Source organism: Lentzea albidocapillata (assembly GCF_000719115.1).
In the GTDB taxonomy this organism is placed as follows: Bacteria; Actinomycetota; Actinomycetes; order Mycobacteriales; family Pseudonocardiaceae; genus Lentzea; species Lentzea albidocapillata.
Genome location: NZ_JOEA01000001.1, coordinates 214,512 through 237,078, shown reverse-complemented (window position 1 = coordinate 237,078; position 22,567 = coordinate 214,512). Strand labels below are relative to the sequence as shown.

The 22,567-nt window shown below is 68.5% G+C and carries 24 protein-coding genes; 11 read left to right on the top strand and 13 right to left on the bottom strand.

All coding sequences use genetic code 11. From position 1 onward, the window contains the following. Positions 1 to 3 precede the first annotated feature (3 nt). The 3 genes from IG04_RS0101315 to IG04_RS0101305 all read right to left on the bottom strand — a co-directional run bounded on the left by IG04_RS0101315 (position 4) and on the right by IG04_RS0101305 (position 3,210). Positions 4 to 771, bottom strand: a complete 768-nt coding sequence (locus tag IG04_RS0101315) for a basic secretory protein-like protein (protein ID WP_051768627.1) — start codon at positions 769 to 771, stop codon at positions 4 to 6. Between the two features lie 10 nt (positions 772 to 781). Next, the gene (locus tag IG04_RS0101310) at positions 782 to 1,786 is read right to left on the bottom strand and encodes a C40 family peptidase (protein WP_051768626.1); all 1,005 of its coding nucleotides are present in this window, start codon (positions 1,784 to 1,786) and stop codon (positions 782 to 784) included. 65 nt (positions 1,787 to 1,851) lie between these two features. Continuing rightward, positions 1,852 to 3,210: an NYN domain-containing protein gene (locus tag IG04_RS0101305; protein ID WP_084401781.1), complete on the bottom strand. Its 1,359-nt coding sequence runs from the start codon at positions 3,208 to 3,210 to the stop codon at positions 1,852 to 1,854. Positions 3,211 to 3,393: 183 nt separating this feature from the next. Between IG04_RS0101305 and IG04_RS0101300 the strand changes: the two genes are divergently transcribed. Together IG04_RS0101300 and IG04_RS0101295 are read left to right on the top strand one after the other, a co-directional pair. Continuing rightward, a complete protein-coding gene (locus IG04_RS0101300) occupies positions 3,394 to 5,094 on the top strand; it encodes a DEDD exonuclease domain-containing protein (protein WP_030474621.1) in 1,701 nt (566 codons plus the stop codon). Between the two features lie 259 nt (positions 5,095 to 5,353). Then, positions 5,354 to 5,638: an Lrp/AsnC family transcriptional regulator gene (locus tag IG04_RS0101295; RefSeq protein ID WP_030474620.1), complete on the top strand. Its 285-nt coding sequence runs from the start codon at positions 5,354 to 5,356 to the stop codon at positions 5,636 to 5,638. Between the two features lie 75 nt (positions 5,639 to 5,713). Here IG04_RS0101295 and qcrB read toward each other — a convergent pair whose 3' ends face one another. From qcrB to ctaE, 4 genes are read right to left on the bottom strand one after another with little or no spacing between them, the layout of a single operon-like run. Further along, positions 5,714 to 7,378 carry a cytochrome bc1 complex cytochrome b subunit gene (qcrB, locus tag IG04_RS0101290; protein ID WP_030474619.1) on the bottom strand — a complete coding sequence of 555 codons (1,665 nt, stop codon included), beginning with the start codon at positions 7,376 to 7,378 and terminating at the stop codon, positions 5,714 to 5,716. Then, positions 7,375 to 8,499: a cytochrome bc1 complex Rieske iron-sulfur subunit gene (qcrA, locus tag IG04_RS0101285; protein WP_030474618.1), complete on the bottom strand. Its 1,125-nt coding sequence runs from the start codon at positions 8,497 to 8,499 to the stop codon at positions 7,375 to 7,377. Before qcrA ends, qcrB begins: the two co-directional genes overlap by 4 nt. Then, positions 8,496 to 9,308 (bottom strand): cytochrome bc1 complex diheme cytochrome c subunit, encoded by an 813-nt coding sequence (gene qcrC / locus IG04_RS0101280; protein ID WP_030474617.1) that lies wholly within the window; start codon positions 9,306 to 9,308, stop codon positions 8,496 to 8,498. The genes qcrA and qcrC overlap by 4 nt, the downstream gene beginning before the upstream one ends. A 52-nt stretch (positions 9,309 to 9,360) precedes the next feature. After that, positions 9,361 to 9,969 (bottom strand): aa3-type cytochrome oxidase subunit III, encoded by a 609-nt coding sequence (gene ctaE, locus IG04_RS0101275; RefSeq protein ID WP_030474616.1) that lies wholly within the window; start codon positions 9,967 to 9,969, stop codon positions 9,361 to 9,363. Positions 9,970 to 10,062: 93 nt separating this feature from the next. Here ctaE and IG04_RS0101270 point away from each other — a divergent pair, with 93 nt between their 5' ends. The 4 genes from IG04_RS0101270 to IG04_RS0101255 all read left to right on the top strand — a co-directional run bounded on the left by IG04_RS0101270 (position 10,063) and on the right by IG04_RS0101255 (position 12,811). Next, entirely contained in the window at positions 10,063 to 10,464 is a 402-nt protein-coding gene (locus IG04_RS0101270) for a hypothetical protein (protein ID WP_030474615.1), read from the top strand. A 65-nt stretch (positions 10,465 to 10,529) separates the two neighbouring features. Beyond that, the gene (locus tag IG04_RS0101265) at positions 10,530 to 10,940 is read left to right on the top strand and encodes a hypothetical protein (protein ID WP_030474614.1); all 411 of its coding nucleotides are present in this window, start codon (positions 10,530 to 10,532) and stop codon (positions 10,938 to 10,940) included. 6 nt (positions 10,941 to 10,946) lie between these two features. Continuing rightward, the gene (gene trpD / locus IG04_RS0101260; RefSeq protein ID WP_030474613.1) at positions 10,947 to 11,987 is read left to right on the top strand and encodes an anthranilate phosphoribosyltransferase; all 1,041 of its coding nucleotides are present in this window, start codon (positions 10,947 to 10,949) and stop codon (positions 11,985 to 11,987) included. 143 nt (positions 11,988 to 12,130) lie between these two features. Beyond that, the gene (locus IG04_RS0101255; protein WP_030474612.1) at positions 12,131 to 12,811 is read left to right on the top strand and encodes a lysophospholipid acyltransferase family protein; all 681 of its coding nucleotides are present in this window, start codon (positions 12,131 to 12,133) and stop codon (positions 12,809 to 12,811) included. A gap of 181 nt (positions 12,812 to 12,992) precedes the next feature. On the opposite strand, the gene IG04_RS0101250 is transcribed toward IG04_RS0101255, so the two are convergent. Both IG04_RS0101250 and ctaC read right to left on the bottom strand, forming a co-directional pair. After that, the gene (locus tag IG04_RS0101250) at positions 12,993 to 13,409 is read right to left on the bottom strand and encodes a cytochrome c oxidase subunit 4 (RefSeq protein ID WP_030474611.1); all 417 of its coding nucleotides are present in this window, start codon (positions 13,407 to 13,409) and stop codon (positions 12,993 to 12,995) included. 14 nt (positions 13,410 to 13,423) lie between these two features. Beyond that, positions 13,424 to 14,356: an aa3-type cytochrome oxidase subunit II gene (gene ctaC / locus IG04_RS0101245; protein WP_030474610.1), complete on the bottom strand. Its 933-nt coding sequence runs from the start codon at positions 14,354 to 14,356 to the stop codon at positions 13,424 to 13,426. Positions 14,357 to 14,538: 182 nt separating this feature from the next. On the opposite strand from ctaC, the gene asnB reads away from it, so the two are divergent. After that, a complete protein-coding gene (asnB, locus tag IG04_RS0101240) occupies positions 14,539 to 16,467 on the top strand; it encodes an asparagine synthase (glutamine-hydrolyzing) (protein ID WP_030474609.1) in 1,929 nt (642 codons plus the stop codon). Between the two features lie 43 nt (positions 16,468 to 16,510). Here asnB and IG04_RS0101235 read toward each other — a convergent pair whose 3' ends face one another. Both IG04_RS0101235 and IG04_RS0101230 read right to left on the bottom strand, forming a co-directional pair. Beyond that, the gene (locus tag IG04_RS0101235; RefSeq protein ID WP_030474608.1) at positions 16,511 to 17,287 is read right to left on the bottom strand and encodes a class I SAM-dependent methyltransferase; all 777 of its coding nucleotides are present in this window, start codon (positions 17,285 to 17,287) and stop codon (positions 16,511 to 16,513) included. A gap of 7 nt (positions 17,288 to 17,294) precedes the next feature. Beyond that, the gene (locus tag IG04_RS0101230) at positions 17,295 to 18,227 is read right to left on the bottom strand and encodes a carbohydrate kinase family protein (RefSeq protein ID WP_051768677.1); all 933 of its coding nucleotides are present in this window, start codon (positions 18,225 to 18,227) and stop codon (positions 17,295 to 17,297) included. A 157-nt stretch (positions 18,228 to 18,384) separates the two neighbouring features. Here IG04_RS0101230 and IG04_RS46180 point away from each other — a divergent pair, with 157 nt between their 5' ends. Then, positions 18,385 to 18,558: a hypothetical protein gene (locus IG04_RS46180; RefSeq protein WP_157512842.1), complete on the top strand. Its 174-nt coding sequence runs from the start codon at positions 18,385 to 18,387 to the stop codon at positions 18,556 to 18,558. Positions 18,559 to 18,653: 95 nt separating this feature from the next. Here IG04_RS46180 and IG04_RS0101220 read toward each other — a convergent pair whose 3' ends face one another. Both IG04_RS0101220 and IG04_RS0101215 read right to left on the bottom strand, forming a co-directional pair. After that, the gene (locus IG04_RS0101220) at positions 18,654 to 19,022 is read right to left on the bottom strand and encodes a HesB/IscA family protein (protein WP_030474606.1); all 369 of its coding nucleotides are present in this window, start codon (positions 19,020 to 19,022) and stop codon (positions 18,654 to 18,656) included. A gap of 182 nt (positions 19,023 to 19,204) precedes the next feature. Then, on the bottom strand, positions 19,205 to 20,239 hold the full coding sequence (locus tag IG04_RS0101215; protein WP_030474605.1) for a glycerate kinase family protein: 1,035 nt from the start codon (positions 20,237 to 20,239) through the stop codon (positions 19,205 to 19,207). Between the two features lie 42 nt (positions 20,240 to 20,281). On the opposite strand from IG04_RS0101215, the gene IG04_RS0101210 reads away from it, so the two are divergent. Genes IG04_RS0101210 through IG04_RS0101200 form a run of 3 tightly spaced genes read left to right on the top strand, consistent with a single transcriptional unit; the run spans position 20,282 to position 22,563 of the window. After that, positions 20,282 to 20,908 carry a DUF3043 domain-containing protein gene (locus IG04_RS0101210; protein WP_030474604.1) on the top strand — a complete coding sequence of 209 codons (627 nt, stop codon included), beginning with the start codon at positions 20,282 to 20,284 and terminating at the stop codon, positions 20,906 to 20,908. 3 nt (positions 20,909 to 20,911) lie between these two features. After that, positions 20,912 to 21,544: a class I SAM-dependent methyltransferase gene (locus IG04_RS0101205; RefSeq protein WP_051768620.1), complete on the top strand. Its 633-nt coding sequence runs from the start codon at positions 20,912 to 20,914 to the stop codon at positions 21,542 to 21,544. A 32-nt stretch (positions 21,545 to 21,576) separates the two neighbouring features. Beyond that, entirely contained in the window at positions 21,577 to 22,563 is a 987-nt protein-coding gene (locus IG04_RS0101200) for an aldo/keto reductase family protein (RefSeq protein ID WP_030474602.1), read from the top strand. The last annotated feature ends 4 nt before the right edge of the window (positions 22,564 to 22,567 follow it).

The following is a 22,567-nucleotide window of genomic DNA, read 5'->3' as shown; positions in this document are numbered from 1 at the left end:
ACGCTATCCGATGCTCGTTTTCAGAAACTCGCGCCAGCCCGCCACGTCGATGACACCAGCGTCCACTGCGGACAAGGACGCGTGCCGCAGGAAGAAGTCCACGACACCCCGCTCCCCCAGCCTCGACTGGAGGTAGACCATGATCGAGTACGCCTGCTGGTACGCGAGATCACGCCCCGAGCCGCCGAAGTCGACCGGCAACGCCGAGACGTCCGACTTCAGCAGCGGCGCGGCCTGACGAAGCGACAGCCCCGTGCCGTGGAACGCCACCCAGTCCGCGAACCCCTCGACCAGCCACAGCGGGGCCGAGTCCGTGGTCAGGTCGCGCGTCGCGACATGCGTGATCTCGTGCCTCAGCAGCACGCTCAACTCCACGTCCGACAACGTCGACGCGCGTACCCGGTTGATGATGACGCGCTGCCCGGAACCGTCCCTGATGGCGACCCCGGCCATGTCCGCGAACGCGGGCCCGACGAGCGACACGAGCTCGGTGTCCGATGCCGGAACGACGACGTCGACCCGCCGAACCCAACTGATATCCAATATATCGGCGACGTCGCGCACCGAGGAGTCCAGCAACCCCGATACCCGCGATGCCAGCGCGCCATCACAAGAACTGCTGCTCACAGTGCCAGAAGCAGCCGTCAGCACCGCCTCATTGCAATGGGTTGTTGCGGTCGGCTGCAATTCAACGGGCCGTAGTGCAACGCTGACGCCCAGCAGGAACGTCATGGCGACGGTGACCGCCAGCAACGTCCGGAGGTGCTTCACCGGCGCAACGCTAGCCCTCGATGCGCCGAATCACGGCGATGGGCCCGATGGTGTCGATCGGTGCGATCTTCACCGGCTGGCCCTCGGTGGAGGCGTGCACCGCCCGTGCGTTGTCGACCGCCATGGCCACGTGCGAACGGCTCGAGTAGTAGATGATCAGGTCGCCCGCGCGGACATCGCCACGCGACACCGCGCGCCCGACTCCGGCCTGTCCGCCCGAGGTGCGCGGAATCGTGAAGCCCGCGGCCGCATAGGCCTTCATCGTCAGTCCCGCGCAGTCCCACCGCTCAGGCCCTGTGCCGCCGTACTGGTAGTCGTCCCCACGCTGCCCCAGCGCGAACGTCAGGGCGAGACCCGCCACCCCGGACGGCACGCTGACCTGCGAGCGGTCGCCGGGGTCGCGCAGCTGGTTCACGACGGGGGCGGGCAACCGCGTCAGCGCCGTCCGCACCTGGTTTATCTGCGCCTGCAGCGCCTGGTTGCGCGCGTCCAGGTCACTCTTCAGCTTCTCGGCCGCCGCGGTCGTCTCCGCGGCACGCGCCCGCGCGCTCTCCGCCACCTGGTGCGCCTGACGGGCCTTCTCCACCGCGGCGGACAGCCGTGCGAGCGACTCCGCCTTGTCGGAGGCGAGCATCCGCATCATCTCGAGGCGGTTCAGGAAGTCCTGCTGCGAGTCCGCGACGAGCAGCGCCGACAGCTGGTTGAACCGCGCCCCCTCGAACGACGCCTGGGCGATGAGGTCGACCTGCCCCTGGTAGTCGTCCTCGTCGCGCTTGGCCTGCCGCTCGATCTGCTGCGCCGCCACCACTGTCGCGGTCGCGCGGTCGAGCTCGGCCTTGCGCTGGACGAGGTCTTCCTGAGCGCGCAGGACTTCCTCGTTGAGCTTCGTCGCCTGCGCTGTCAGATCCGCGTACGCACGCGCGGGATCGGCCGGCTGCGCGGCCGAGGACACGGCCGGAGCGACCGGGAGGAGCAGCAGGAGAACCAGGAAACCACGGGTGAAGTTGCGCGACATGAGGTCGCCGATCCCCCTCGCCAGAACAAGACCGCCAAGATCGACGGCGTCAGGCTACCGGGTGATCAAACACGCCCGAGACGGGCCAGCAACACAGCGGACGGCACCGGGTGCGCGCCACGACGGCGCACCGAATCCGCGACCGCTCGGTCCGACGTCACCACCACCACGGGCCGCCCCTCGGGCTCCGCGGTGACCAGTGCACGAATCACGTCATCGGCCAGAACACCGGGGTCGCTGAAGAGCACGCGCACGCCACGAGGGGCAGCCGCGGGTACGGCCACCACCCCGGCGCCGTCGAACACCAGCGTCACCTCGGCACCCGTGCGCGCGGCCAGCACCGCCAGCTGGTGCACCAGCCGATCGCGTTGATCCGACAGCGACAGCTCCGGATAGCCGGTCTTCGTGACGTTGTAGCCGTCCACCACCAGGTGCACCACGGGCAACGCCAGCAGCCGATCCAGAGCCGCGGGGTCCTCCACCCTGCCCACGACCCCCTGCGACGCGCTGGCACCCCGCACGAGATCGGCGGGACGCGGCCCGGCGCCTTCTCCCAGAGCCAGCTCGCGGCGCAGTCCCGTCACGGCGCCGTCGAGGGTGTCCACGAGCAGCGCGAGCCGCACCTCGTCGGCCTGCCGGGCCTCCCGTGCGGACTGCCGGGCCACCTCGGCGTCGGCGATCGCGCGCTGCGCCTTGCCACGTTCGGTCTCGGCGCGTTCGCGCTCCCGGTCGCGCTCGGCGGACAGGCGCTTGACCTCGTCCGCGGTGCGCTCCTGGATCTTGTGCACCTCGGCGGCCGCCGCCTCGGCGGCGTCCTTGGCCTCGCGCAGCTTCACGCCCTGCTCGCGCAACCGCTTGCGCAGGCGTTCCAGCTCGACCTCGGCATCCGCGCGGACGCGTTCGGTGGCGCCGTCGAGCTGGCTGCGCTCGGACCGCAGCCGTTCCAGCTCGCTCTCCAGCCGTTCCGCGCGCACGACGGCCGCGTCCCGTTCGGCTCGCAGCGTCGCGTCGCCCACCCGGCGCGTCACCAGCTCCACGTAGTGCAGCGCGACCTCGTCACCGGTCAGCACCGCCGCCGCGGCCGCCGTCATCGGGTCCGGCGAGGTCACCTCGAGCGTCGACGGCCTGTTCTTGCGCAGCCACTCGACCACGGCGGTGCGGAAGTTCGCGGAGTCCCGCAGGCCGGCCACGACCTGCACGCCACCCAGACGGGCGCGTTTGGTCGGGGCGAACTTCGCCACCGGCCGCAGGTGCTGGGGCACGTCGACCTTCGCCATCTCGCCCAGCGCGTCCGCCCCCAACTCGGCGAGCCTCACCCGCAACGGCTCCGGCAGGGCCGACCAGTCCACAGAGGATTCGACAGTGGAATCATCCGCGGACTCACCTGCGTCATCGGCAGGCTGGTCGAACTCGGGCTCGGGCATCGGGTCGGGCACCCCATCAGGCTAGAGCCCCGGCACTCGGTCAACGCACGGACGTGTCCGCCCTTCGCAACAACGATCTGGAAAAGATCACCCGATCACCACTCCAATGGAGCAACCGCAGGTCAGAGCGCCACCGAAGATCAGCTCAAAAAATTGTCAGACCCCGTCGCTAACGTCAGCCACGTGACCGGACAACTGTCCTTCGACGAGCTCGGGACGCCCCTGCGCGACACGACGTTCGTCGTCTTCGACCTGGAGACCACGGGCGGCAGTGCCGAGGAGGACGCCGTCACCGAGATCGGCGCGGTGAAGGTGCGCGGCGGCCAGGTCCTCGGCGAGTTCGCCACGCTCGTCGACCCGGAGCGCGGCATCCCGCCGATGGTGGCGCAGCTGACCGGGATCACGCAGTTGATGGTGACGGGCGCGCCGACCATGAAGACGGTGCTGCCCGCGTTCCTGGAGTTCGCGGCCGGATCCGTCCTGGTGGCGCACAACTCGGGCTTCGACGTCACCTTCATGAAGGCCGCCTGCGAACGCCACGGCTACCGCTGGCCGAAGCCGTCGGTCGTCTGCACCGTGAAGCTGGCGCGGAGGGTGCTGAGCCGCGACGAGGCGCCGTCGTGCCGGCTGTCCGCGCTCTCGGACCTGTTCCACACGGAGACCAAGCCGACGCACCGGGCGCTGGCCGACGCCCGCACCACCGTCGAGGTGCTGCACACGCTGCTGGAGCGCGTCGGGAACGTGGGCGTGCACTCTCTGGAAGAACTGCTGGCATACCTGCCCGAGGTGACACCGGAACAACGCCGCAAACGCTCGCTGGCCGCCCACCTGCCGTCCACGCCGGGCGTGTACCTCTTCCGCGGCCCGAAGGAGGAGGTCCTCTACGTCGGCACGGCGTCAGACCTGCGGCGCCGGGTCCGCCAGTACTTCACGGCGAGCGAGGGCCGGCGCAGGCTGCGCGAGATGGTCGCCCTCGCCGTGCGTGTCGACGCCGTGGAGTGCTCCCACCCGCTGGAGGCCGAGGTGCGCGAACTCCGGCTCCTGCGCGCGCACCGCCCCGCCTACAACCGGCGTTCGAAGAACCCCCACCACGCCTGGTGGCTGACGCTGACCGATGAGCCGTTCCCCCGGATCTCACTGGTCAAGGTCCCACGAGACGGCGCGTTGGGCCCGTTCCGCACCCGAAAGGCAGCCGAGTCGGTCGCGGACGCACTGCTGGACGCCGTACCGCTGCGCTCGTGCACCATCAAGATCCCGGCCACGAACCAACGCGCCTCCCCGTGCGCCCTGGCCGAGCTCGACCGCTGCAAGGCCCCCTGCGCGGGCCGGCAGACGGTCGACGAGTACTCCCCTGCCGTGGTCGCCGTGCGCGATCTGGTCGTGGGCCGCAGCGCGGACCCGTTACGCACGCTCGTCACCCAGCTCGGCGGCCTGGCCTCGGCCGAACGCTTCGAGGAGGCCGCCCGCCACCGCGACCGCCTGGCAGGCCTGGTCCGGTCCCTGGACCGAGCCCAGCGCCTGGCAGCCCTCGCCGCACTTCCCCAGCTCGTGGCCGCCAGACCCGACCGTGAAGGCGGCTGGGAGTTCTCGGTCGTGCGCTACGGCCGCCTCGCCTCCGCCGGAGTCGCCCGCCGCGGCACCCGCCCGATGCCGGTGGTCGACGCACTCGTCGCCTCAGCGGAGACAGTCGTCCCGAGCCCCGGCCCGCTGCGAGGCGCACCTCCGGAAGAGGCCGCGGTCGTCCTGCGCTGGCTCGACCAGCCGGGCACCCGCCTGGTCTACGCGGACGAGCCGTGGTCGTCCCCCGCCGGCGCCGCCGCGGCATGGGTGCCGTGGGCCGAACAAGCCGCGGGCGCCCGCCCCCTCCACGACCGCTGGAACTGACCCCGAAACACCTCGTTGCACAGCCCTTATGCAAAAAACGTTTGCGGACGTCCGCAAACGTTTTTTGCATAAGGGGGGTAAGTGCAGGTCAGAGGCAGTGGCGGCAACCGATATATCAGTTGGGAAGTCGACAAAGAGACACGCGCGGGCTGTGTGCGGCTCGGGCTTCGCGAGCGGCGACGTCCTCACGCAGGTGATCAGGCGGTAGGGCAGACTACGGGTGCTTGAGACACCGGAGCCCAGACCCGAGGAGGAAGCCGTGGTCACCGCCATCGTGCTGATCCAGGCCGCCGCCGAACGCATTCCCGAGGCCGCGCAGGAGATCGCCGACATCGACGGAGTCACCGAGGTGTACTCCTGCGCCGGTGACGTGGACCTGATCGCGCTGGTGCGGGTCAGCAAGCACGAGGACCTCGCCGCACTGGTGCCCGGCAAGATCAGCAAGGTCGCGGGCGTGCTGAACACCGACACGCACATCGCGTTCCGCAGCTACTCGAAGCGCGACGACGAGGCCGCGTTCTCCATCGGTCTGGACGACGCCTGACAGTCGGCACAGCAGCCACAGACAGAACGAAGGCCCCCGTGAAGATCACGGGGGCCTTCGTCGTTCAGCGGTGGGTCAGGCCTTCGGGTCGGACGGCTTGCCCACGAGCTCGCTCGCCTCGTCCTGGGCGCTGGTCCCCTCGGAGACGTGCTTCGTCTTGCGCGCGTTCTCCAGGGCCACGGTCTCCTCGACCGGGTCCGGGGACCACGTGCTGCCGGCGACCGGGTGACCGGCCGAGCCGAGCTTGTTCATCTTCTTCGGCACCGACGCGCCCTGGTAGGCGAGCGGGATCGGGTGGCCGTGGTCGTCCACCGGGCCGAGCGGCTGGTGGATCTCGATGAACTCGCCGTGCGGCAGGCGCTTGATGATGCCGGTCTCGACACCGTGCTCGAGCACCTCGCGGTCGCCGCGCTGCAGGCCGATGCAGATCCGGTACGCGACGAAGTACGCGAGCGGAGGCAGCACCAGCATGCCGATGCGGCCCATCCACGTCGTCAGGTTCAACGAGATGTCGAACTGGAAGGCGAAGATGTCGTTCGCGCCCATGAGCAGCAGGACCATGAAGTACGTGATCGCCATCCAGCCGAGCGCGGTGCGGACGGGCACGTCACGCGGGCGCTGCAGCAGGTTGTGGTGCGCGTAGTCCTTGGTCATCTTGCGCTCGATCCACGGGTACATCGCCGCGATGCCGGTCAGCAGCGGCAGACCGAGGATGAACGGCAGGAACGCACCCGGGATCGTGTAGTTGCCCAGGTAGAACTCCCACGCGGGCCAGATGCGGACCAGGCCGTCGGTCCAGCCCATGTACCAGTCGGGCTGCGAGCCGGCGGAGATCTGCGCGGGGTTGTACGGGCCGATGTTCCAGATCGGGTTGATCTGGAAGACACCACCCATGATCGCGATGACGCCGACGACGATGGCGAAGAAGCCACCGCCCTTGGCCGCGAACACCGGCATGATGCGGACGCCGACGACGTTGGTCTCCTTGCGGCCCACGCCTGGGAACTGCGTGTGCTTCTGGTACCAGACCAGCGCGAGGTGCGCCGCGATCAGGCCGAGGATGATCGCCGGAATGATCAGGATGTGCGCGGTGTAGAGCATCGGGATGATGTCGGTGCCGGGGAACTCCCCGCCGAACATCAGCCAGTTCAGCCAGGTGCCGATGACCGGGAACGAGATCAGCAGCGCCGCCATCACGCGGAGGCCGGTGCCCGAGAGCAGGTCGTCCGGCAGCGAGTAGCCGAGGAAGCCCTCGATCGCGCCGAGCATGAACAGCACGATGCCGATGACCCAGTTGATCTCACGCGGCTTGCGGAACGCGCCGGTGAAGAAGATCCGGAACATGTGCACGACGATCGCGCCCATGAACAGCAGCGCCGCCCAGTGGTGCACCTGACGGACGAACAGGCCACCACGCGTCTCGAAGGAGATGTCGAGCGTGGACGCGAACGCCCGCGACATCTCGATACCGCGCAGGTTCTCGAACGACCCCTGGTAGGTGACCTCGGTCATCGACGGGTCGAAGAACAGGGCGAGGTACGTGCCCGACAGCAACAGCACGATGAAGCTGTACAGCGCGATCTCGCCGAGCAGGAACGACCAGTGCGTCGGGAAGACCTTGTTCAGCTGTTTGCGCAGGCCAGAGGCCGCGTGGTACCGCTCGTCGGCAGCGTTGGCCGCCGCCCCTGCGACGCGCGCGGCGGCGTTGGCCGGCTTCGTCGGCGTGGTGATGGCACTCATGACTTCCGCTCCCAGAACGCCGGTCCCACAGCCTCGATGAAGTCGCTGCGGGCTACCAAGTATCCGTCCTCGTCCACAGTGATCGGAAGCTGCGGCAGAGGACGGGTTGCCGGACCGAACCGCGGCTTGGCGTATTCGAAGACGTCGAACTGCGACTGGTGGCACGGGCAGAGCAGCAGACCGGTCTGCTGCTCGAACAGCGACGTCGGGCAACCGAGGTGCGTGCAGATCTTCGAGTACGCGTACAGGTCGCCGTAGTTGAAGTCTTCCTGACCAGAGCGCTTGGTGACCGCCTGGTTCGGGCGCATGCGGATGAGCATGACCGGCGCGTCGGCCCGCTTGAGGGCCGCGACCAGGGCGTGATCGTCCTCGCGCTCGGACTCCCGGAACGGGAACACCGTCTCGAAGCCGCCCGGCTCGACGTCCTCGGGACGCACCAGGGAGACCTCGTGGAAGTTGCCGGTGTGGCGGCGCAGGTAGACCTTCTCGCCCTTTTCGGCCTTCCAGCCGGTGTGCCACAGCGAGTTCTTGGTCTCGCTGTCCGCGTGCGGGTTCTTGATGAGCGCGCCCAGCGGGACGGCCGCGACACCCAGACCCAGCACGCCGGCGCCGAGGCCCGCGGTGCGCTTGATCAGGCTGCGGCGCGCGATGCCGCTGCGCTCACCCGCGTCGGCGAGCTCGGCGACCAGGGTGGCACGGTCGACCTGGGCCGACGGGCCGTCGTGGCGCTGCTGCACAGCGAGCTCTTCGGGGATGAACTTCTTGGTGTAGAGCAGCGCGGCGACGCCCAGCGCCACCACCGACAGGCCCAGGAACAACCCGATCAGCGGGTTGTAGAGCACGTGCAGCAGGTGGCCGTCGGTGTGCGGGGCCTCGTACTGCCACGGCCAGAACAGGAACACGCCGAGGAAGGCCAGGCCGGACAGCGCGGAGACCACGAACCAGAGCGCGACGATGCGCTCGGCGCGACGCTCGGCACGCGTGCCGGGGACCGGGAACCTCTCCTCGTAGTGGACGAGCTCGACGCCGTCCATCTTCGTGCCGAGCCTGACGAGTTCGTCCCGGCTCATCTCCGCGAGCTCTGCCTCGCTGGGCAGCTCGATCGGCTTGTCGCCGCTCATGACTTGGCTCCGATCCAGAGGGTCACGCCGATGAGCGCGGCGATGCCCACGATGAACGCGATCAGTCCCTCGGAGACGGGTCCGAACCCTCCCAAGGCGTTACCGCCGGAGTTGTTGTTCCCGTCGGTGACCGACTTGACGTACGCGATGATGTCTTTCTTCTCTTCCGGCGTGAGCTGCCGCTCGCCGAACTTCGGCATGTTCTGCGGGCCGCTCAGCATCGCCGTGTAGATCTGCTCCTCGGACACCCCGTCGAGCGCCGGCGCGAACTTGCCGGAGGACAGCGCGCCACCACGACCCGTGAAGTTGTGGCAGCTGGCGCAGTTGAGGCGGAAGAGCTCGCCGCCGCGCGCCGGGTTGTCGCCGCGCAGGGCCTCACCGGACTCGGCGGGCTTCTTCGGGCCCTCGCCGCCGCTCGCGTCGATGTAGGCCATCAGCGCGTTGATCTCTTCAGGGGAGAGCTTCGCGGGCTTGCGGATGGCCTGAGCCTCCTGCCGCGCCATGGGCATGCGGCCGGAGGAAGTCTGGAAGTAGACCGCGGCGTCGCCGACGCCGATCAGGCTCGGCCCGCGGTCCTTCACACCCTCGAGGGACTTGCCGTGGCAGCTCTGGCAGGTGTTGAGGTAGATCTGCTCGCCCTGGCGCACCAGGGCGTCCTGCTGCTGCGCCTGGGCGGTCTGCGCCTGGGGCGCGAAGGCGGCGAACAGCATGCCGGCGCTCAGCAGGCCGAAGCCCAGTGCGAGCAGTCCAGCGACCCGGCGGCGCAGCTTGGTGCGGGCGCCGCGGGGGCGTTTCGTCGTGGTGGTCATGGTGTGCGGCAACCCTTGCTGTCAGTTCGGGAGCTCGTGGCTGGGGAGCAGGTCAGGGCACGATGTAGATGATGGCGAACAGCCCGATCCACACGACGTCGACGAAGTGCCAGTAGTACGACACGACGATCGCGGAGGTGGCCTGTGCCGGCGTGAACTTGCTGAGCTTCGTCCGGATCAACAGGTAGACGAACGCGATCAGCCCGCCGATGACGTGCAAGCCGTGGAAGCCGGTCGTCAGGTAGAAGACCGTGCCGTAAGCCGAGGACGGGATCGTGGTGCCGTGCTCGACCAGCTCGATGTACTCGCCTGCCTGCCCGCCGACGAAGACCGCGCCCATGATCAGCGTCACGATGTACCAGCGACGCAAACCGAAGACGTCACCTCGCTCCGCCGCGAACACGCCCCACTGACAGGTGAAGGACGACGCGACCAGAATGATCGTGAAGACCGACGCGTAGGGGATGTTCAGGTGCGTGGGAGGAGGAGGCCATGGCCCCTCGTTCTGGGCCTTCACCGTGAAGAACATGGCGAAGAGGCCAGCGAAGAACATGAGCTCGCTGGACAGCCAGACGATCGTGCCGACGCTGACCATGTTCGGGCGGTTCAGCGAGTGCACGCGCTGGCCGATTGAAGGCGCTGCCGTGGTCACGAGCAGCATTATTGCCTGCGCTATTTCCGTCCGCCCATCGGGTCCTGGGCAGATCATGGGTCGGCTGGGTCACACGCAGGGTGATCGCGAGGAGATCAACGGATGGGCATGCTGAGCCGATTGCGGGACAAGCTGCGCCGACAGGACGACCCGGCGTTGTCGATCGACGACCCGGCGCTCGTCGTGGTGGTCGAGGCGTTCGACATCGCGGAGGCCGATTCGGCCGCTCTGGCGCGGTCTCCGCGGTGGCGCGCCGACGAGCTCGCGGTGCTGCGGCACCACGTGCGCATCCCCGCTGAACAGGTAGAACGTGCGCGCGAACTGCTCACGCCGGACGGCTGGGTGCTCGTGGCCGGTGATATATCGCATATCAGTCGCGTGCAGAAGCTGGACGCGTTGCACTGTGCCCAGGAGCGGTCGCGGATGGCCTCGCTGGCGCAACGGCTCGGCGGTGAGGCCCTGGGGTGGGACGCCCTGCAGAAGGCACCCGAACCGGCCCGATAGCATCACGGCGACCTTGGTCACTTTCTTCAGGACCGCAGTCGGCAGTTGCAGCGGAGGATCCAGAGATGAGCACGCAGACCACGAAGATCCTGGTGTTCAGCCACCGGCCCGAGGTGCGTGAGACGATCATCACTGCGATCGGCCGCCGTCCGGCGCCGGACCTCGCGCGCGTCGACTATGTCGAGGCCGCGACGATCGCGGACGTCCTCTACGAGGCGGACGCCGGCACCGTCGACCTGCTGATCCTCGACGGCGAGGCGCAGCCGACCGGTGGCATGGGCCTGTCCCGCCAGCTCAAGGACGAGATCACGAACTGCCCGCCGATCGTCGTCGCGGTGCGCCGCAAGGACGACAGGTGGCTCGCGACCTGGTCGCAGGCGGACGCGGTGCTGGTGCACCCGCTGGACCCGCTGGCCGCCGCCGAGACCGTGGCCGAGGTGCTGCGCGGCTCGGCTGTGCCCGTCGTCAGGGGCTGATCGGCCATGAGCCGGCGCACCTGGCCCTCACTGCTCAACCGCCTGCTCGACGGCGTCGACCTGACCGCCGACGACACCGCCTGGGGAATGGACCAGGTGATGTCCGGCGAGGCGACCGCGGCGCAGATCGCGGCGTTCATCGTCGCGTTGCGCGCCAAGGGTGAGACCCCGGAAGAGGTCGACGGCCTCGCGACGATGATGCTCAACCACGCGAACCGGTTCACGGTGGACGTGCGGGCGACCGACATCGTGGGCACCGGCGGTGATCATTCCGGTTCGGTGAACATTTCGACGATGGCCGCGATCATCACGGCCGCCGCGGGCGTGCCCGTGGTGAAGCACGGCAACCGTGCGGCGTCGTCGCAGTGCGGCACGGCGGACGTGCTGGAGGCGCTCGGCGTCGCGATCGACCTGCCCGCGGACGGCGTGCGGGAGACCGTGCGCCAGCTGGGCATCGGTTTCTGCTTCGCGCCGGTGTTCCACCCCGGTTTCCGGCACGCGGGCCCGGTGCGGCGCGAGATCGGCATCCCGACGTCGTTCAACCTGCTCGGCCCGCTGACGAACCCCGCGCAGCCCACCGTCGGCCTGATCGGCTGCGCGCGGGCGGCCGCGGCACCGTTGATCGCCGGCGTGTTCGCGCGCCGCCGCAACACCGCGCTGGTGGTGCGGGGCGACGACGGTCTCGACGAGATCACCACGACCACGACGACGTCCGCGTGGCTCGCGCAGGACGGTGTGGTGCGCACGGAGACCATCGACCCGACAGTGCTCGGCGTGAAGCCCGCGCGCGAGGAGGACCTGAAGGGCGGCGACTCGTCGGTCAACGCCCAGGTGGTCCGCGACCTCGTGGCCGGCAAGACGGGTTCGGTGCGGGACGCGGTGCTCGTGAACGCCGCGGGCGCCATCGCGGCGCACGGCGGGTTCTCCGACGATCTGCACGCCGACCTGACGGCCTCGCTGAGCCGCGCGGCCGATGCCATCGACTCGGGCAGGGCGGCGACGCTGCTGAACCGCTGGGTGGAGCTCTCACAGACTCTCAAGGGCTAGTGTCGTGTTTCGGTCACGCGTCGTCGTCGGCGCGTGACCCTGCTCGCACGACGGCCGCATCGGCGTAGTCCGAGCGAGTGATGAGCCCGAGATGCGCACCACGTGGTAACGCCGTGGCAATCGTCACCTGGAATGCTGGAGACATGGCCCTCCTCTACCCGGTGATGAAGCACGTCGTCGCGCGCACAGCCCGTCTCGTCTACCGCCCTGTGGTGGACGGGCTGGAGAACATCCCCACCGACGGCCCCGTCATCCTGGCGGCCAACCACCTCAGCTTCATCGACAGCGTCGTCATCCCGATGGTCGTTCCGCGCCGCGTGTCGTTCCTCGCGAAGGCGGAGTACTTCACCGGCACCGGTCTGAAGGGCTCGCTGACGCGCCGGTTCTTCTCCTCGCTCGGCCACGTGCCGGTGCACCGCGGCAAGGGCCGCGACGCCCGCGCCGCGCTCGACACGGCCACCGAGATCCTGGCGCGCGGAGACGCCTTCGCCATCTACCCCGAGGGCACCCGCTCGCTCGACGGCAGGCTGCACCGCGGCCGCACGGGCGTGGCCCGCATGGCGCTCGAGTCCGGCGCCCCGGTCATCCCGGTCGGCATCATCGGCACCGACAAGGTGCAGCCGATCGGCAGCAGGTTCCCGAAGATCGTCCCCGTGACGATCCGTTTCGGTGAGCCGCTCGACTTCAGCCGCTACGACGGCATGCAGGACTCGCTGCCGGTGCTGCGCAGCGTCACCGACGAGATCATCTACCGCATCCTCGACCTGAGCGGCCAGGAGTACGTCGACGCGTACCAGAAAACCCCGGTCGCCGCGGCGGCGTAACCGCGCGCAGGACTGCGAAGGCCTCTGCCCGCCGCGATGGCGGGAAGGGGCCTTTCTCGTGCGATATGCGATATGACACATATCGGATATCGGTTCCCAGGAGACGACGAAGGCCCCCTCCGCATGGGAGAGGGCCTCGGTCGAAGCGATATCCGATATATGGGATATCAGCCGTGCTGGGTCAGTCGTGGTCGGGACCGGTGTGGTACTCGAACACCAGGCCACCGACCGCGACCAGCACCATGACGATGGCGATCACGAGCAGCCACACGTGCCAGAACGCCACCGCGACACCCGTCGTCGCCGCCGCGGCGGCCAGACCGACCGGCCAGTACGAGCCCGGGCTGAAGAAGCCCAGCTCGCCGGCGCCGTCGGACACCTCGGCGTCGGGGTTGTCCTCCGGCCGCACCTCGATGCGGCGGGCGACGAACCGGAAGTAGGTGCCGGTGATGAGGGCCAGGCCACCGGTCAGCGCGAGCGCCACCGTGCCAGTGGGCTCGACGTGGCCGGTCGCCAGGTGCGTCCAGTAGCCGTAAACGACGGCCATCAGGAACGAGAAGGCCATCACCAGGTCGAATACGCGAGCTTCGATCTTCATCGCGGGGCGTGTCCCTACTTCTGGCCCGCGCCGGAGGCCTCGCGGGCCGTCCGGTCGGTGTTGAACGGGGTCGTCGTCGTGGCCAGCGGTGAGCACCACTTGTCACAGTTCACCTGAGAAAGGGCTTCTGCCGTGGTGTACGGCTTGCCCGTCTTCTCGTTGACCTGCTTGCGCAGTTCGATGTACTTCTCGAAGTCGGCTTCCTGCAGGGCGCGGACCTCGAAGTTCATCACCGCGTGGTACGAACCGCAGAGCTCGGCGCAACGACCGACGAACGCACCGGGACGGTCGATCTGGCCGATCTGGAAGACGTTGTCCTGGTTGTTCTTCTCCGGCTGCGGGAAGACGTCCCGCTTGAAGTGGAACTCCGGCACGAAGAACGAGTGGATGACGTCCGTCGAGCGCAGCGTGAACTGGATGCGCTTGCCGGCCGGCAGCACCATGATCGGGACCTCGCCCGAGGTGCCGACCGTGCTGACGACGTTGCCCTCTTCGGTCTTGTGGTCCGGGTACTGGAACTCCCAGTTCCACTGGAACGCGATCACGTCGACGTTCACGTCGGGCTTGCCCGACTTGTCCGTGACGTAGTTCTGCGTCACGGCGGTGAAGTAGAACAACACCGCCACGATCACCGTCGGCACGACGATGAGCACGATCTCCAGCGGGAGGTTGTACGCCGTCTGACGCGGCAGTTCCTCCGACTTCTTGCGGTGGAACACCACCGACCACAGGATCAGACCCCACACGATGACGCCGACGACGAGCGCGGCGATCACGGACCAGGTCCAGAGCTCGCGCATCTTCTCGGCCTGCGGCGTGACGGCCTGCGGCCATCCGAAGCGCAGCACCTCGTCCGTGGTGCAACCGGTGGCCCCGATGCCGACCAGGCTCACAAGCCCAGCGGTCTTCACCAGCCGGGATGCCCTGGTGCCCTCCTTCAGGCCCACTGCTCGCCCGCCTCCTCGTTCCATGCCAACGGATCAAGCGGGAGCGTAGCCCAGCGCAACCACGCTCACCCCTCGGGGGCACCGCCGCTGCGGTGCAGTTTCGGTCACACAAAGCCCCTTCGGCATACTGGGGACTTCCCCGGTGGTCTTCCCCTTCATGTCTTTTGAGAGGTGCGAGAGCCTTGTGCGGCCTGGCAGGACTTGTATGCCCTAGCGAGAACGAGGCCGAGAACGCGCGCCCGGCCGTGGAGGCGGCGCTGCGTTGCATGCGGCACCGAGGGCCGGACGAGAGCGGCACCAGGCGGGTCGACGAGGTCGTGTTCGGCTTCAACCGGCTCGCGATCATCGACATCGAGCACTCACACCAGCCGTTGACCTGGGGCCCGGCGGAGTCGCCGAGCCGCTACACGATCAACTTCAACGGCGAGATCTACAACTACCTGGAACTGCGGGCCGAGCTCACCGAGAAGCACGGCGCGGTCTTCCACACCGACGGCGACACCGAGACCATCGTCGCCGCGTACCACTACTACGGGCCCGCGGCGATCACGAAGCTGCGCGGCATGTTCGCGTTCATGATCTGGGACTCCGAGCGCGAGATCGTGTTCGGCGGCCGCGACCCGTTCGGCATCAAGCCGCTGTACTGGGCGCAGGGCCAGAGCGGCGTCGCGTTCTCCAGTGAGAAGAAGATCCTCCTGGAGATCGCGTCCTCGATCGGCATCGCGCCGAAGATGAACGTCAAGGGGCTGCAGCACTATCTGACGCTGCAGTACGTGCCGGAGCCCGCCTCGCTGCACGACGAGATCTTCCGCGTCGAGTCGGGCCACTCGTTCACGCTGGTCCCGGGCCAGTCGCCGAAGTTCGAGCGCTACTTCCCGGCGGACTTCAAGGTCCGCACGGTCCGCAGCGAGGCCGAGGCGAACGCGCTGTACGACGAGATCACCGCGGCGCTGCGCGACTCGGTCGCCAAGCACATGCGCGCGGACGTGACGGTCGGCTCGTTCCTGTCCGGCGGCATCGACTCGACGGTGGTCGCGGCGCTGGCCAAGGAGCACAACCCGGACCTGATCACGTTCACCACGGGGTTCGAGCGCCAGGGATTCTCCGAGGTCGACGTGGCCGCGGAGTCGGCGGCGCTGATCGGCGTGAAGCACGTGGTCCGCACGGTGAGCGCGCAGGAGATGATGGACTCCCTGCCGCTGATCACCTGGTACCTCGACGACCCGGTGGCCGACCCGGCGCTGGTGCCGTTGTGGTTCATCGCCCGTGAGGCGCGTCAGCACGTGAAGGTCGTGCTGTCCGGTGAGGGCGCGGACGAGCTGTTCGGCGGGTACACGATCTACCGCGAGCCGTTGTCGCTGGCGGGTTTCGAGAAGGTGCCGGGCGCGCTGCGCAAGGCCATGGGCAAGGTCTCGACGAAGATCCCGCACGGCGTGCGCGGCAAGGACCTGCTGCGTCGTGGCGCTTTGACGCTGGAGGAGCGCTACTACGGCAACGCGCGCATCTTCCTCGACGACCACCTACGTCAGGTGTTGCGCACGTACGACCCGGCGGTGTCGCACATGGACGTGACGGCCCAGCCGTACCGCGAGTCGCGCGACTGGGACCCGGTGACGCGCATGCAGCACGTCGACCTGTTCACGTGGCTGCGCGGCGACATCCTGGTCAAGGCCGACAAGATGACCATGGCGAACTCGCTGGAACTGCGGGTCCCGTTCCTCGACCCCGAGGTCTTCAAGATCGCGTCACAGATCCCGAGTGAGTTGAAGATCACGAAGGACACGACGAAGTTCGCGCTGCGCAAGGCGATCCGTGACATCGTGCCGGCGCACGTGCTGAACCGCCGCAAGCTCGGCTTCCCGGTGCCGATCCGGCACTGGCTCAAGGACGAGATGCACGACTGGGCCGTCGACATCGTGCGCAGGTCGCAGACCGACCAGTACATCGACAAGACCGCGGTGCTGCGGCTGATCGAGGAGCACCGTTCCGGCGTGCTCGACCACAGCCGCCGCATCTGGGCGCTGCTGGTGTTCATGATCTGGCACGGCATCTTCGTCGAGGGCCGCATCCAGCCGGTGGTGCCGGAACCGCACTACCCGGTCAAGCTCTAGGTTCGGTGCGTCAGGGCCCCTCCGCGGAGGGGCCTTTTCGCTTTCAGCGACGACCTTGTGCGCTGCACATCGCGTACGAACTGACAACTGTCTCCGGGGACGCCATCAGCTCCAGGTAGCGGTCGAACTCGTCGTCGGTGAGCGGGAGCTTCGCGCGCACCAGGCGGGCGGTCGCGGCGAGCAGGCGGCAGCCCGCCGAGCCGCCCTCCCACTCCTGCACCTCGCGGGACCCGCTGACGTCGTTCAGCCCGGCGTCGCGCAGTGCCTTCTCGACGCGCGCGCCCCACGCCAGTTCGGCACCGGCGTGGTCGAGCACCGTCAGCAGGGCGTTCTTGACCCGCATGATCAGCTTCGCGTCCTCAGGCGCGCCGGAAGATCCGACCGAGAGGACTTCGAGCGGGAGGCAGTCGAACTCTTCGAGGACGAGCCAGCCACCGGGACGCAACGCGTCGCGCAGCTTGCGCAGGACGAGGTCGCGGGCGGGGAGGTAGAAGAGCACCAGGCGGGCGTGGACCAGGTCGAACGCGTTGCCAGGCAATATATTGGATACTACGTCGTGTTCCAGGACGGTGACGTTGTCGCGTTCCTCGAGCCTGGTGACGTCGATGTCGGTGACCGTCACGTGCCCGGCCGGGGCGACGACGTCGGCCAGCCAGTTCGCCACCGATCCCCCGCCACCTCCCACTTCGAGGCAGCGCCAGCCGTCCGAGACACCCAGCTGCTCGACGCGGGCGAAGGTGCCCGCGTCGAGCAGTGAGCTCAGTGCGTCGAACTTCGGGTCGAGCGACTCACCGGTGCCGCCGAACAGGTACGTCCCCATTGTCCGATCATGGCAGGACGGGAGCGATCTCCTCAGCGGCTTCCGCACCAAACGCGCCACGAATGCGAGCGAGCGCCGACTCACGCTCGATCACCCACTCCTGGGTGCCGACGGTCTCGAGCACCTCGACCGCGATGAACGAGCCGAGCTGCGCTGCGCGTTCGATGCCCAGGCCCGCGGTGATGCCGGCGAGGAAGCCCGCCCGGAAGCCGTCGCCGACGCCGGTCGGGTCGGTCTTCGCGACCTCGGGGACGGCGGGGACGTGCAGCGCGAAGCCGTCGCGGTCGACGATCTCGACGCCCTTGGCACCGAGCGTGGTGACGCGCTTGCCGACACGGGCGAGGACGTCGGCCTCGGTCCAGCCGGTCTTCTGCAGCAGCAGTTCCCACTCGTAGTCGTTGCTGAAGAGGTACTCGGCGCCCTCGATGAACGCGCGCGCCTGCTCGCCGTCCATGCGGGCGAGCTGCTGCGACGGGTCGACGGCGAACTTGTAACCGCGCTGACGGCACTCGTCGGCGTGCCGGAGCATGGCCGCGGGGTCGTCCGGGCTGATGATGACGAGCTCGAGGTTCTCGACGCGGCCCGCGATCGGCGCGAGCTCGATGTTGCGGGACTCGGCCATCGCACCGGCGTAGAAGGACGCGATCTGGCACATGTCGTCGTCCGTCGTGCAGACGAACCGCGCGGTGTGCGCGACCTCGGACACGTACACGCCGGACGTGTCGACGCCGTGCCGCTCGAGCCACGAGCGGTAGTCGTCGAAGTCCTTGCCGACGGCACCGACGAGCACCGGCCGCACCCCGAGTACACCGAGGCCGAACGCGATGTTCGCGCCGATGCCACCGCGACGGACCACGAGGTCGTCGACCAGGAAGCTCAGTGACACGCGGTCGAGACGCTCCGCGACCAGCTGGTCCGCGAAACGACCCGGAAAGTGCATCAGATGATCGGTCGCGATGCTGCCGCACACGGCTAGGGGCACGTCGGCTCCTCTTTTCTTGTTGCGCTACGTGACAACTCACCCGGACGAGTACCGCTGTGAAGACTACTGTTTGGTAGGGCTACCGCAGGTCAGACCGCCGTCATACGGTCAGGAAGTGACGATCCCAGAGGCCACCACGATGAGTGAACTGATCGAGGACTGCGCGCAGCTCCCGTTCGCTCTGACCCACCCCGAGCACCCCCTTCCCGCCCCGCGCGCGGCCGCGCCCTGGCAGGTCGACGAGCGGTGCGCCCACCAGGTCGAAGGCCTCGCCGAATACGGCGTCTGACTTCTGGGTCTGACTTCTGGGTCTGACTTCTGGTCCACACGCGGAGAGGCCGCGTCCCCGTCGATGCGGGGACGCGGCCTCTCCGCGTGTTCGCCTTAGTGGAACGAGTCGCCGCAGGCGCAGGACCCGCCGGCGTTCGGGTTGTCGATCGTGAAGCCCTGCTTCTCGATCGTGTCCACGAAGTCGATGACAGCGCCTTCGACGTACGGGGCGCTCATGCGGTCGACGGCGACCTTCATGCCGTTGAAGTCGACCATCGCGTCACCGTCGAGCGCGCGCTCGTCGAAGAACAGCTGGTAGCGAAGGCCGGCGCAACCACCGGGCTGGACGGCGATGCGCAGGTGCATGTCGTCGCGGCCCTCCTGGTCGAGCAGCGCCTTGGCCTTGACGGCGGCCGCATCGGTCAGCGTCACGCCGTGGCTGGGCGCCTCAGTGGTCGAAGCGGCATCCTGAGCGGTCGTCATGGCTCTCCTAAGAGGTCCTTTGCGGGCGGTTCACCCATCAACAACACGGGCGTTCCCCGCCTTGTTCCGCTTCCCATGGTCCCACAACGACGCCTCATGTCGCCCTAGGTGTCGACTGTCACGTAGACCACGCTCAAGCCAACCGATATATCAGCTGGACCTTCCAACGCGGTCGCTGCACTTCAGCGCGACCATTGCAGCGCGACATGCCGGGCCGTTGCAATGAGACTTTTGCGGGCGTCCGCAATCGACTTTTGCACAGAGCCGACATGCTCGGAGACCGAGTAGGCGGCCTGGACGCCGGCGGCGCCCATCTCACGGCGGCCGACGCTGACCTGGCCCGCGATGGCTATGCACGGGATGCCGCGTTCGGCGGCGCCCCCTGCCACGGCGGTGATGAGCTTGCCGCGCAGTGACTGCCAGTCGAAGCTGCCCTCGCCGGTGATGACGACGTCGGCCTCGTCGAGGGCGGCGTCGAGGCCGGTGAGGTCGCGGACCAGGCCCGCACCCGACGTGATCGTCGCGCCCAGCGAGAGCAGTGCGGCGCCCAGGCCGCCCGCCGCTCCGGCACCCGATATATCGGATACGGGTGTGAGGACGTCCATGGCGGCCAGCTTCGCTTCGAGGCGTTCGACGGCTTCCGGGGACGCGCCCTTCTGCGGGCCGAACGTGCGCGCGGCGCCGTGCGGGCCGAGGAGCGGGTTCTCCACGTCGGAGGCGGCTACCAGCGATGTGCCGGTCAGGTCCGTGCCCGCGGCCGACAACGCGGCGAGCATGCCGGCGCCTCCGTCGGTCGTGGCCGAGCCACCTAGGCCGACCGTGATGACATCGTTGTCAGCCGCCGCTGCCGCGATGAGGTCGCCGACGCCGCGCGTGGTCGCCGTCTCGCAGGTCTGCGGCCGGAGTTCTGCCGGGATCAGGTGGAGACCGCACGCTTCCGCGGACTCGATGTACGCACCGCGCCGACCGCCGGTGTGCACGCTGAGCCAGCGCGCTTCCACCGGTTCGCCCAGAGGGCCGGTGACACTGATATATCGGATATCACCGCCAGCGGCGGCGTGCAGCACGTCGATGAAACCGGGGCCTCCGTCGGCCAGTGGGCGTTGGGCGACGACGTCGTCGGGCTTGGCGTCGCGCCAGCCGGTGGCGATGGCGTCGGCGGCCTCGCGGGCGGTCAGGGTGCCGCCGAAGCAGTCCGGAGCGATGAGTACGCGCACCTCGCGAAAGGTACAGAAGGACCACTGTCCTACCCTGTGGTCGTGAGGTTCCTGCGCCGTAACGCCGCCGACACCGATGCCCCGGCCACCGAGTCGACCGACGAGGTCGCCGACTCCACCCGTTCCGCGGGCAAGGGCAGGCCCACGCCCAAGCGGCGTGAGGCACAAGGCAGGCGTTCCGGCCCTGTGCCGCCGCCTCCCCGCACGCAGCGCGAAGCGTTCAAGCGCATGCGCGGCAACAAGGTGAGCAAGGAAGAGCGCCGTGCCGCGGCCACCGAGCGTCGTCAGCGCATGATGGCGGGCGAGGACAAGTACCTGCTGCCGCGTGACCGCGGTCCGGTGAAGGCGTACATCCGCGACCTCGTCGACTCGCGGCGCAACCTCATGGGTCTGTTCATGCCGCTCGCGATCCTCGTGTTCGTGGCGCTGCTGACGCCGTCGCTGGCCGTGCAGCGGTACGCGACGCTCGCGACGACGTTCATGCTGATCGCGATGGTCATCGAGGGCATCGTGCTCGGCCGCCTCGTCACGCGGAAGGTGCGGGCGAAGTTCCCGACCGAGCCGATCAAGGGCCTGTCGATCGGCTGGTACTCGTTCATCCGCGCGAGCCAGATCCGCAAGCTGCGCGTGCCCAAGCCGCGTGTGAAGCCGGGCGACGCGATCAAGTAGCCGGTGCGCGAGAAGCAGCGCAAGCTTCAACTGCCGGAGAAGCTGCGGTGGAACCACAACGAGTGGTACCGCCGCTGGCTGCTCCGGCAGTTGCCGTCGGGGGCCGGATCGGCGCTGGACGTCGGCTGCGGCCTGGGTGACCTGGCGCGGCAGGTCAGGGCCGGCGAGGTCACCGCGATCGACGCCAGCGCGCGCATGATCGAACGAGCGAGCGCCACCACGGACCAGGTCCGATGGATTCACGGCGACGTGCTCACCCACGACCTCGGGCGGTACGACGTCGTCACCGCCGAGGCGAGCCTGCACCACCTGCCGTTGCGCGAAGGTCTCACCAGGCTCGCCGGGCTGACCAGGCCGGGCGGAACGCTGATCGTCATCGGGCTGTACATGATGGCAAGCCGGGCCGACCGGGCCATGGAGCTGGTGACGCTGCCAGCCAACGCCATCGTCGGGCTGGCCAAGGCCCTCAACGGCACCGGAGGCACGCCGCACGACGCGGAGATGCCGGTGGTGATGAGCGCGCCGACGTTGAACGAGATCCGGGCGGCGGCAGCGGAGATCGTGCCCGGAGCGCGGATCCGCCGGCGCCTGTTCTGGCGGTATTCCATGGTGTGGCACGCGCCCGAAGTTCATTAGCAGCACGAACGATTTCGGTTAAGCTCCGATGTATGAAGTTCCGTCGACTCGGCCGCAGCGGCCTGTCCATCAGTGAGATCTCGTACGGCAACTGGCTCACGCACGGGTCCCAGGTCGAAGAGGACCAGGCCCACGCCTGTGTGAAGGCGGCGCTGGAGTCGGGGATCACGACCTTCGACACCGCCGACGTCTACGCCAACACGGCCGCGGAGTCGGTGCTCGGCCGGGCGCTGCGGGGTGAGCGGCGCGAGTCGCTCGAGATCCTCACCAAGGTCTACTGGCCGACCGGTCCCGGTGGCGCCAACGACCGTGGGCTCGGCCGCAAGCACATCATGGAGTCGGCCAACGCGTCGCTGAAGCGGCTGCAGACCGACTACGTCGACCTGTACCAGGCGCACCGGTTCGACCACAGTGTCCCGCTGGAAGAGACGATGCTGGCGTTCGCCGACCTCGTCCGCCAGGGCAAGGTCCTCTACGTCGGCGTCTCCGAGTGGACCGCCGAGCAGATCACCCGCGGTGCCGCGCTGGCCCGTGAGCTGAACGTCCCGTTCGTGTCGCACCAGCCGCAGTACTCGATGCTGTGGCGCGTCATCGAGCCGCAGGTCATCCCGGCGTGCGAGCGCGAGGGCCTGAGCCAGATCGTCTTCTCCCCCGTCGCGCAGGGCATCCTGACCGGCAAGTACCTCCCGGGCGCCGAGGTGCCGGAGGGGTCACGTCTGGCCGACGCGCGTGGTTCGCAGATGATCGCGCGCTGGATGCGGGACGACGTGCTCAACGCCGTTCAGCAGCTCAAGCCGATCGCGGAGGACGCGGGCATCACGCTGGCGCAGCTCGCCGTCGCGTGGGTGCTGAAGAACCCGAACGTCGCGTCCGCGATCATCGGCGCGTCGCGTCCGGAGCAGGTCTTCGAGAACGTCAAGGCCATCGACGTCGAGCTCGGCGACGACGTGCTCACGCAGATCGACAAGGTCCTCGAAGGCGTCATCACCGACGACCCGAGGCTCACCGCCCAGGGCTGAGTTA

Coding starts and splice junctions, on each gene's coding strand:
- IG04_RS0101310 (WP_051768626.1), bottom strand. CDS start 1,786: ATGTCGCGCAACTTCACCCGTGGTTTCCTGGTTCTCCTGCTGCTCCTC.
- IG04_RS0101305 (WP_084401781.1), bottom strand. CDS start 3,210: ATGCCCGAGCCCGAGTTCGACCAGCCTGCCGATGACGCAGGTGAGTCC.
- qcrB (WP_030474619.1), bottom strand. CDS start 7,378: ATGAGTGCCATCACCACGCCGACGAAGCCGGCCAACGCCGCCGCGCGC.
- qcrA (WP_030474618.1), bottom strand. CDS start 8,499: ATGAGCGGCGACAAGCCGATCGAGCTGCCCAGCGAGGCAGAGCTCGCG.
- qcrC (WP_030474617.1), bottom strand. CDS start 9,308: ATGACCACCACGACGAAACGCCCCCGCGGCGCCCGCACCAAGCTGCGC.
- ctaE (WP_030474616.1), bottom strand. CDS start 9,969: ATGCTGCTCGTGACCACGGCAGCGCCTTCAATCGGCCAGCGCGTGCAC.
- IG04_RS0101270 (WP_030474615.1), top strand. CDS start 10,063: ATGGGCATGCTGAGCCGATTGCGGGACAAGCTGCGCCGACAGGACGAC.
- IG04_RS0101265 (WP_030474614.1), top strand. CDS start 10,530: ATGAGCACGCAGACCACGAAGATCCTGGTGTTCAGCCACCGGCCCGAG.
- trpD (WP_030474613.1), top strand. CDS start 10,947: ATGAGCCGGCGCACCTGGCCCTCACTGCTCAACCGCCTGCTCGACGGC.
- IG04_RS0101255 (WP_030474612.1), top strand. CDS start 12,131: ATGGCCCTCCTCTACCCGGTGATGAAGCACGTCGTCGCGCGCACAGCC.
- IG04_RS0101250 (WP_030474611.1), bottom strand. CDS start 13,409: ATGAAGATCGAAGCTCGCGTATTCGACCTGGTGATGGCCTTCTCGTTC.
- IG04_RS0101235 (WP_030474608.1), bottom strand. CDS start 17,287: ATGGGGACGTACCTGTTCGGCGGCACCGGTGAGTCGCTCGACCCGAAG.
- IG04_RS0101230 (WP_051768677.1), bottom strand. CDS start 18,227: ATGCACTTTCCGGGTCGTTTCGCGGACCAGCTGGTCGCGGAGCGTCTC.
- IG04_RS0101220 (WP_030474606.1), bottom strand. CDS start 19,022: ATGACGACCGCTCAGGATGCCGCTTCGACCACTGAGGCGCCCAGCCAC.
- IG04_RS0101200 (WP_030474602.1), top strand. CDS start 21,577: ATGAAGTTCCGTCGACTCGGCCGCAGCGGCCTGTCCATCAGTGAGATC.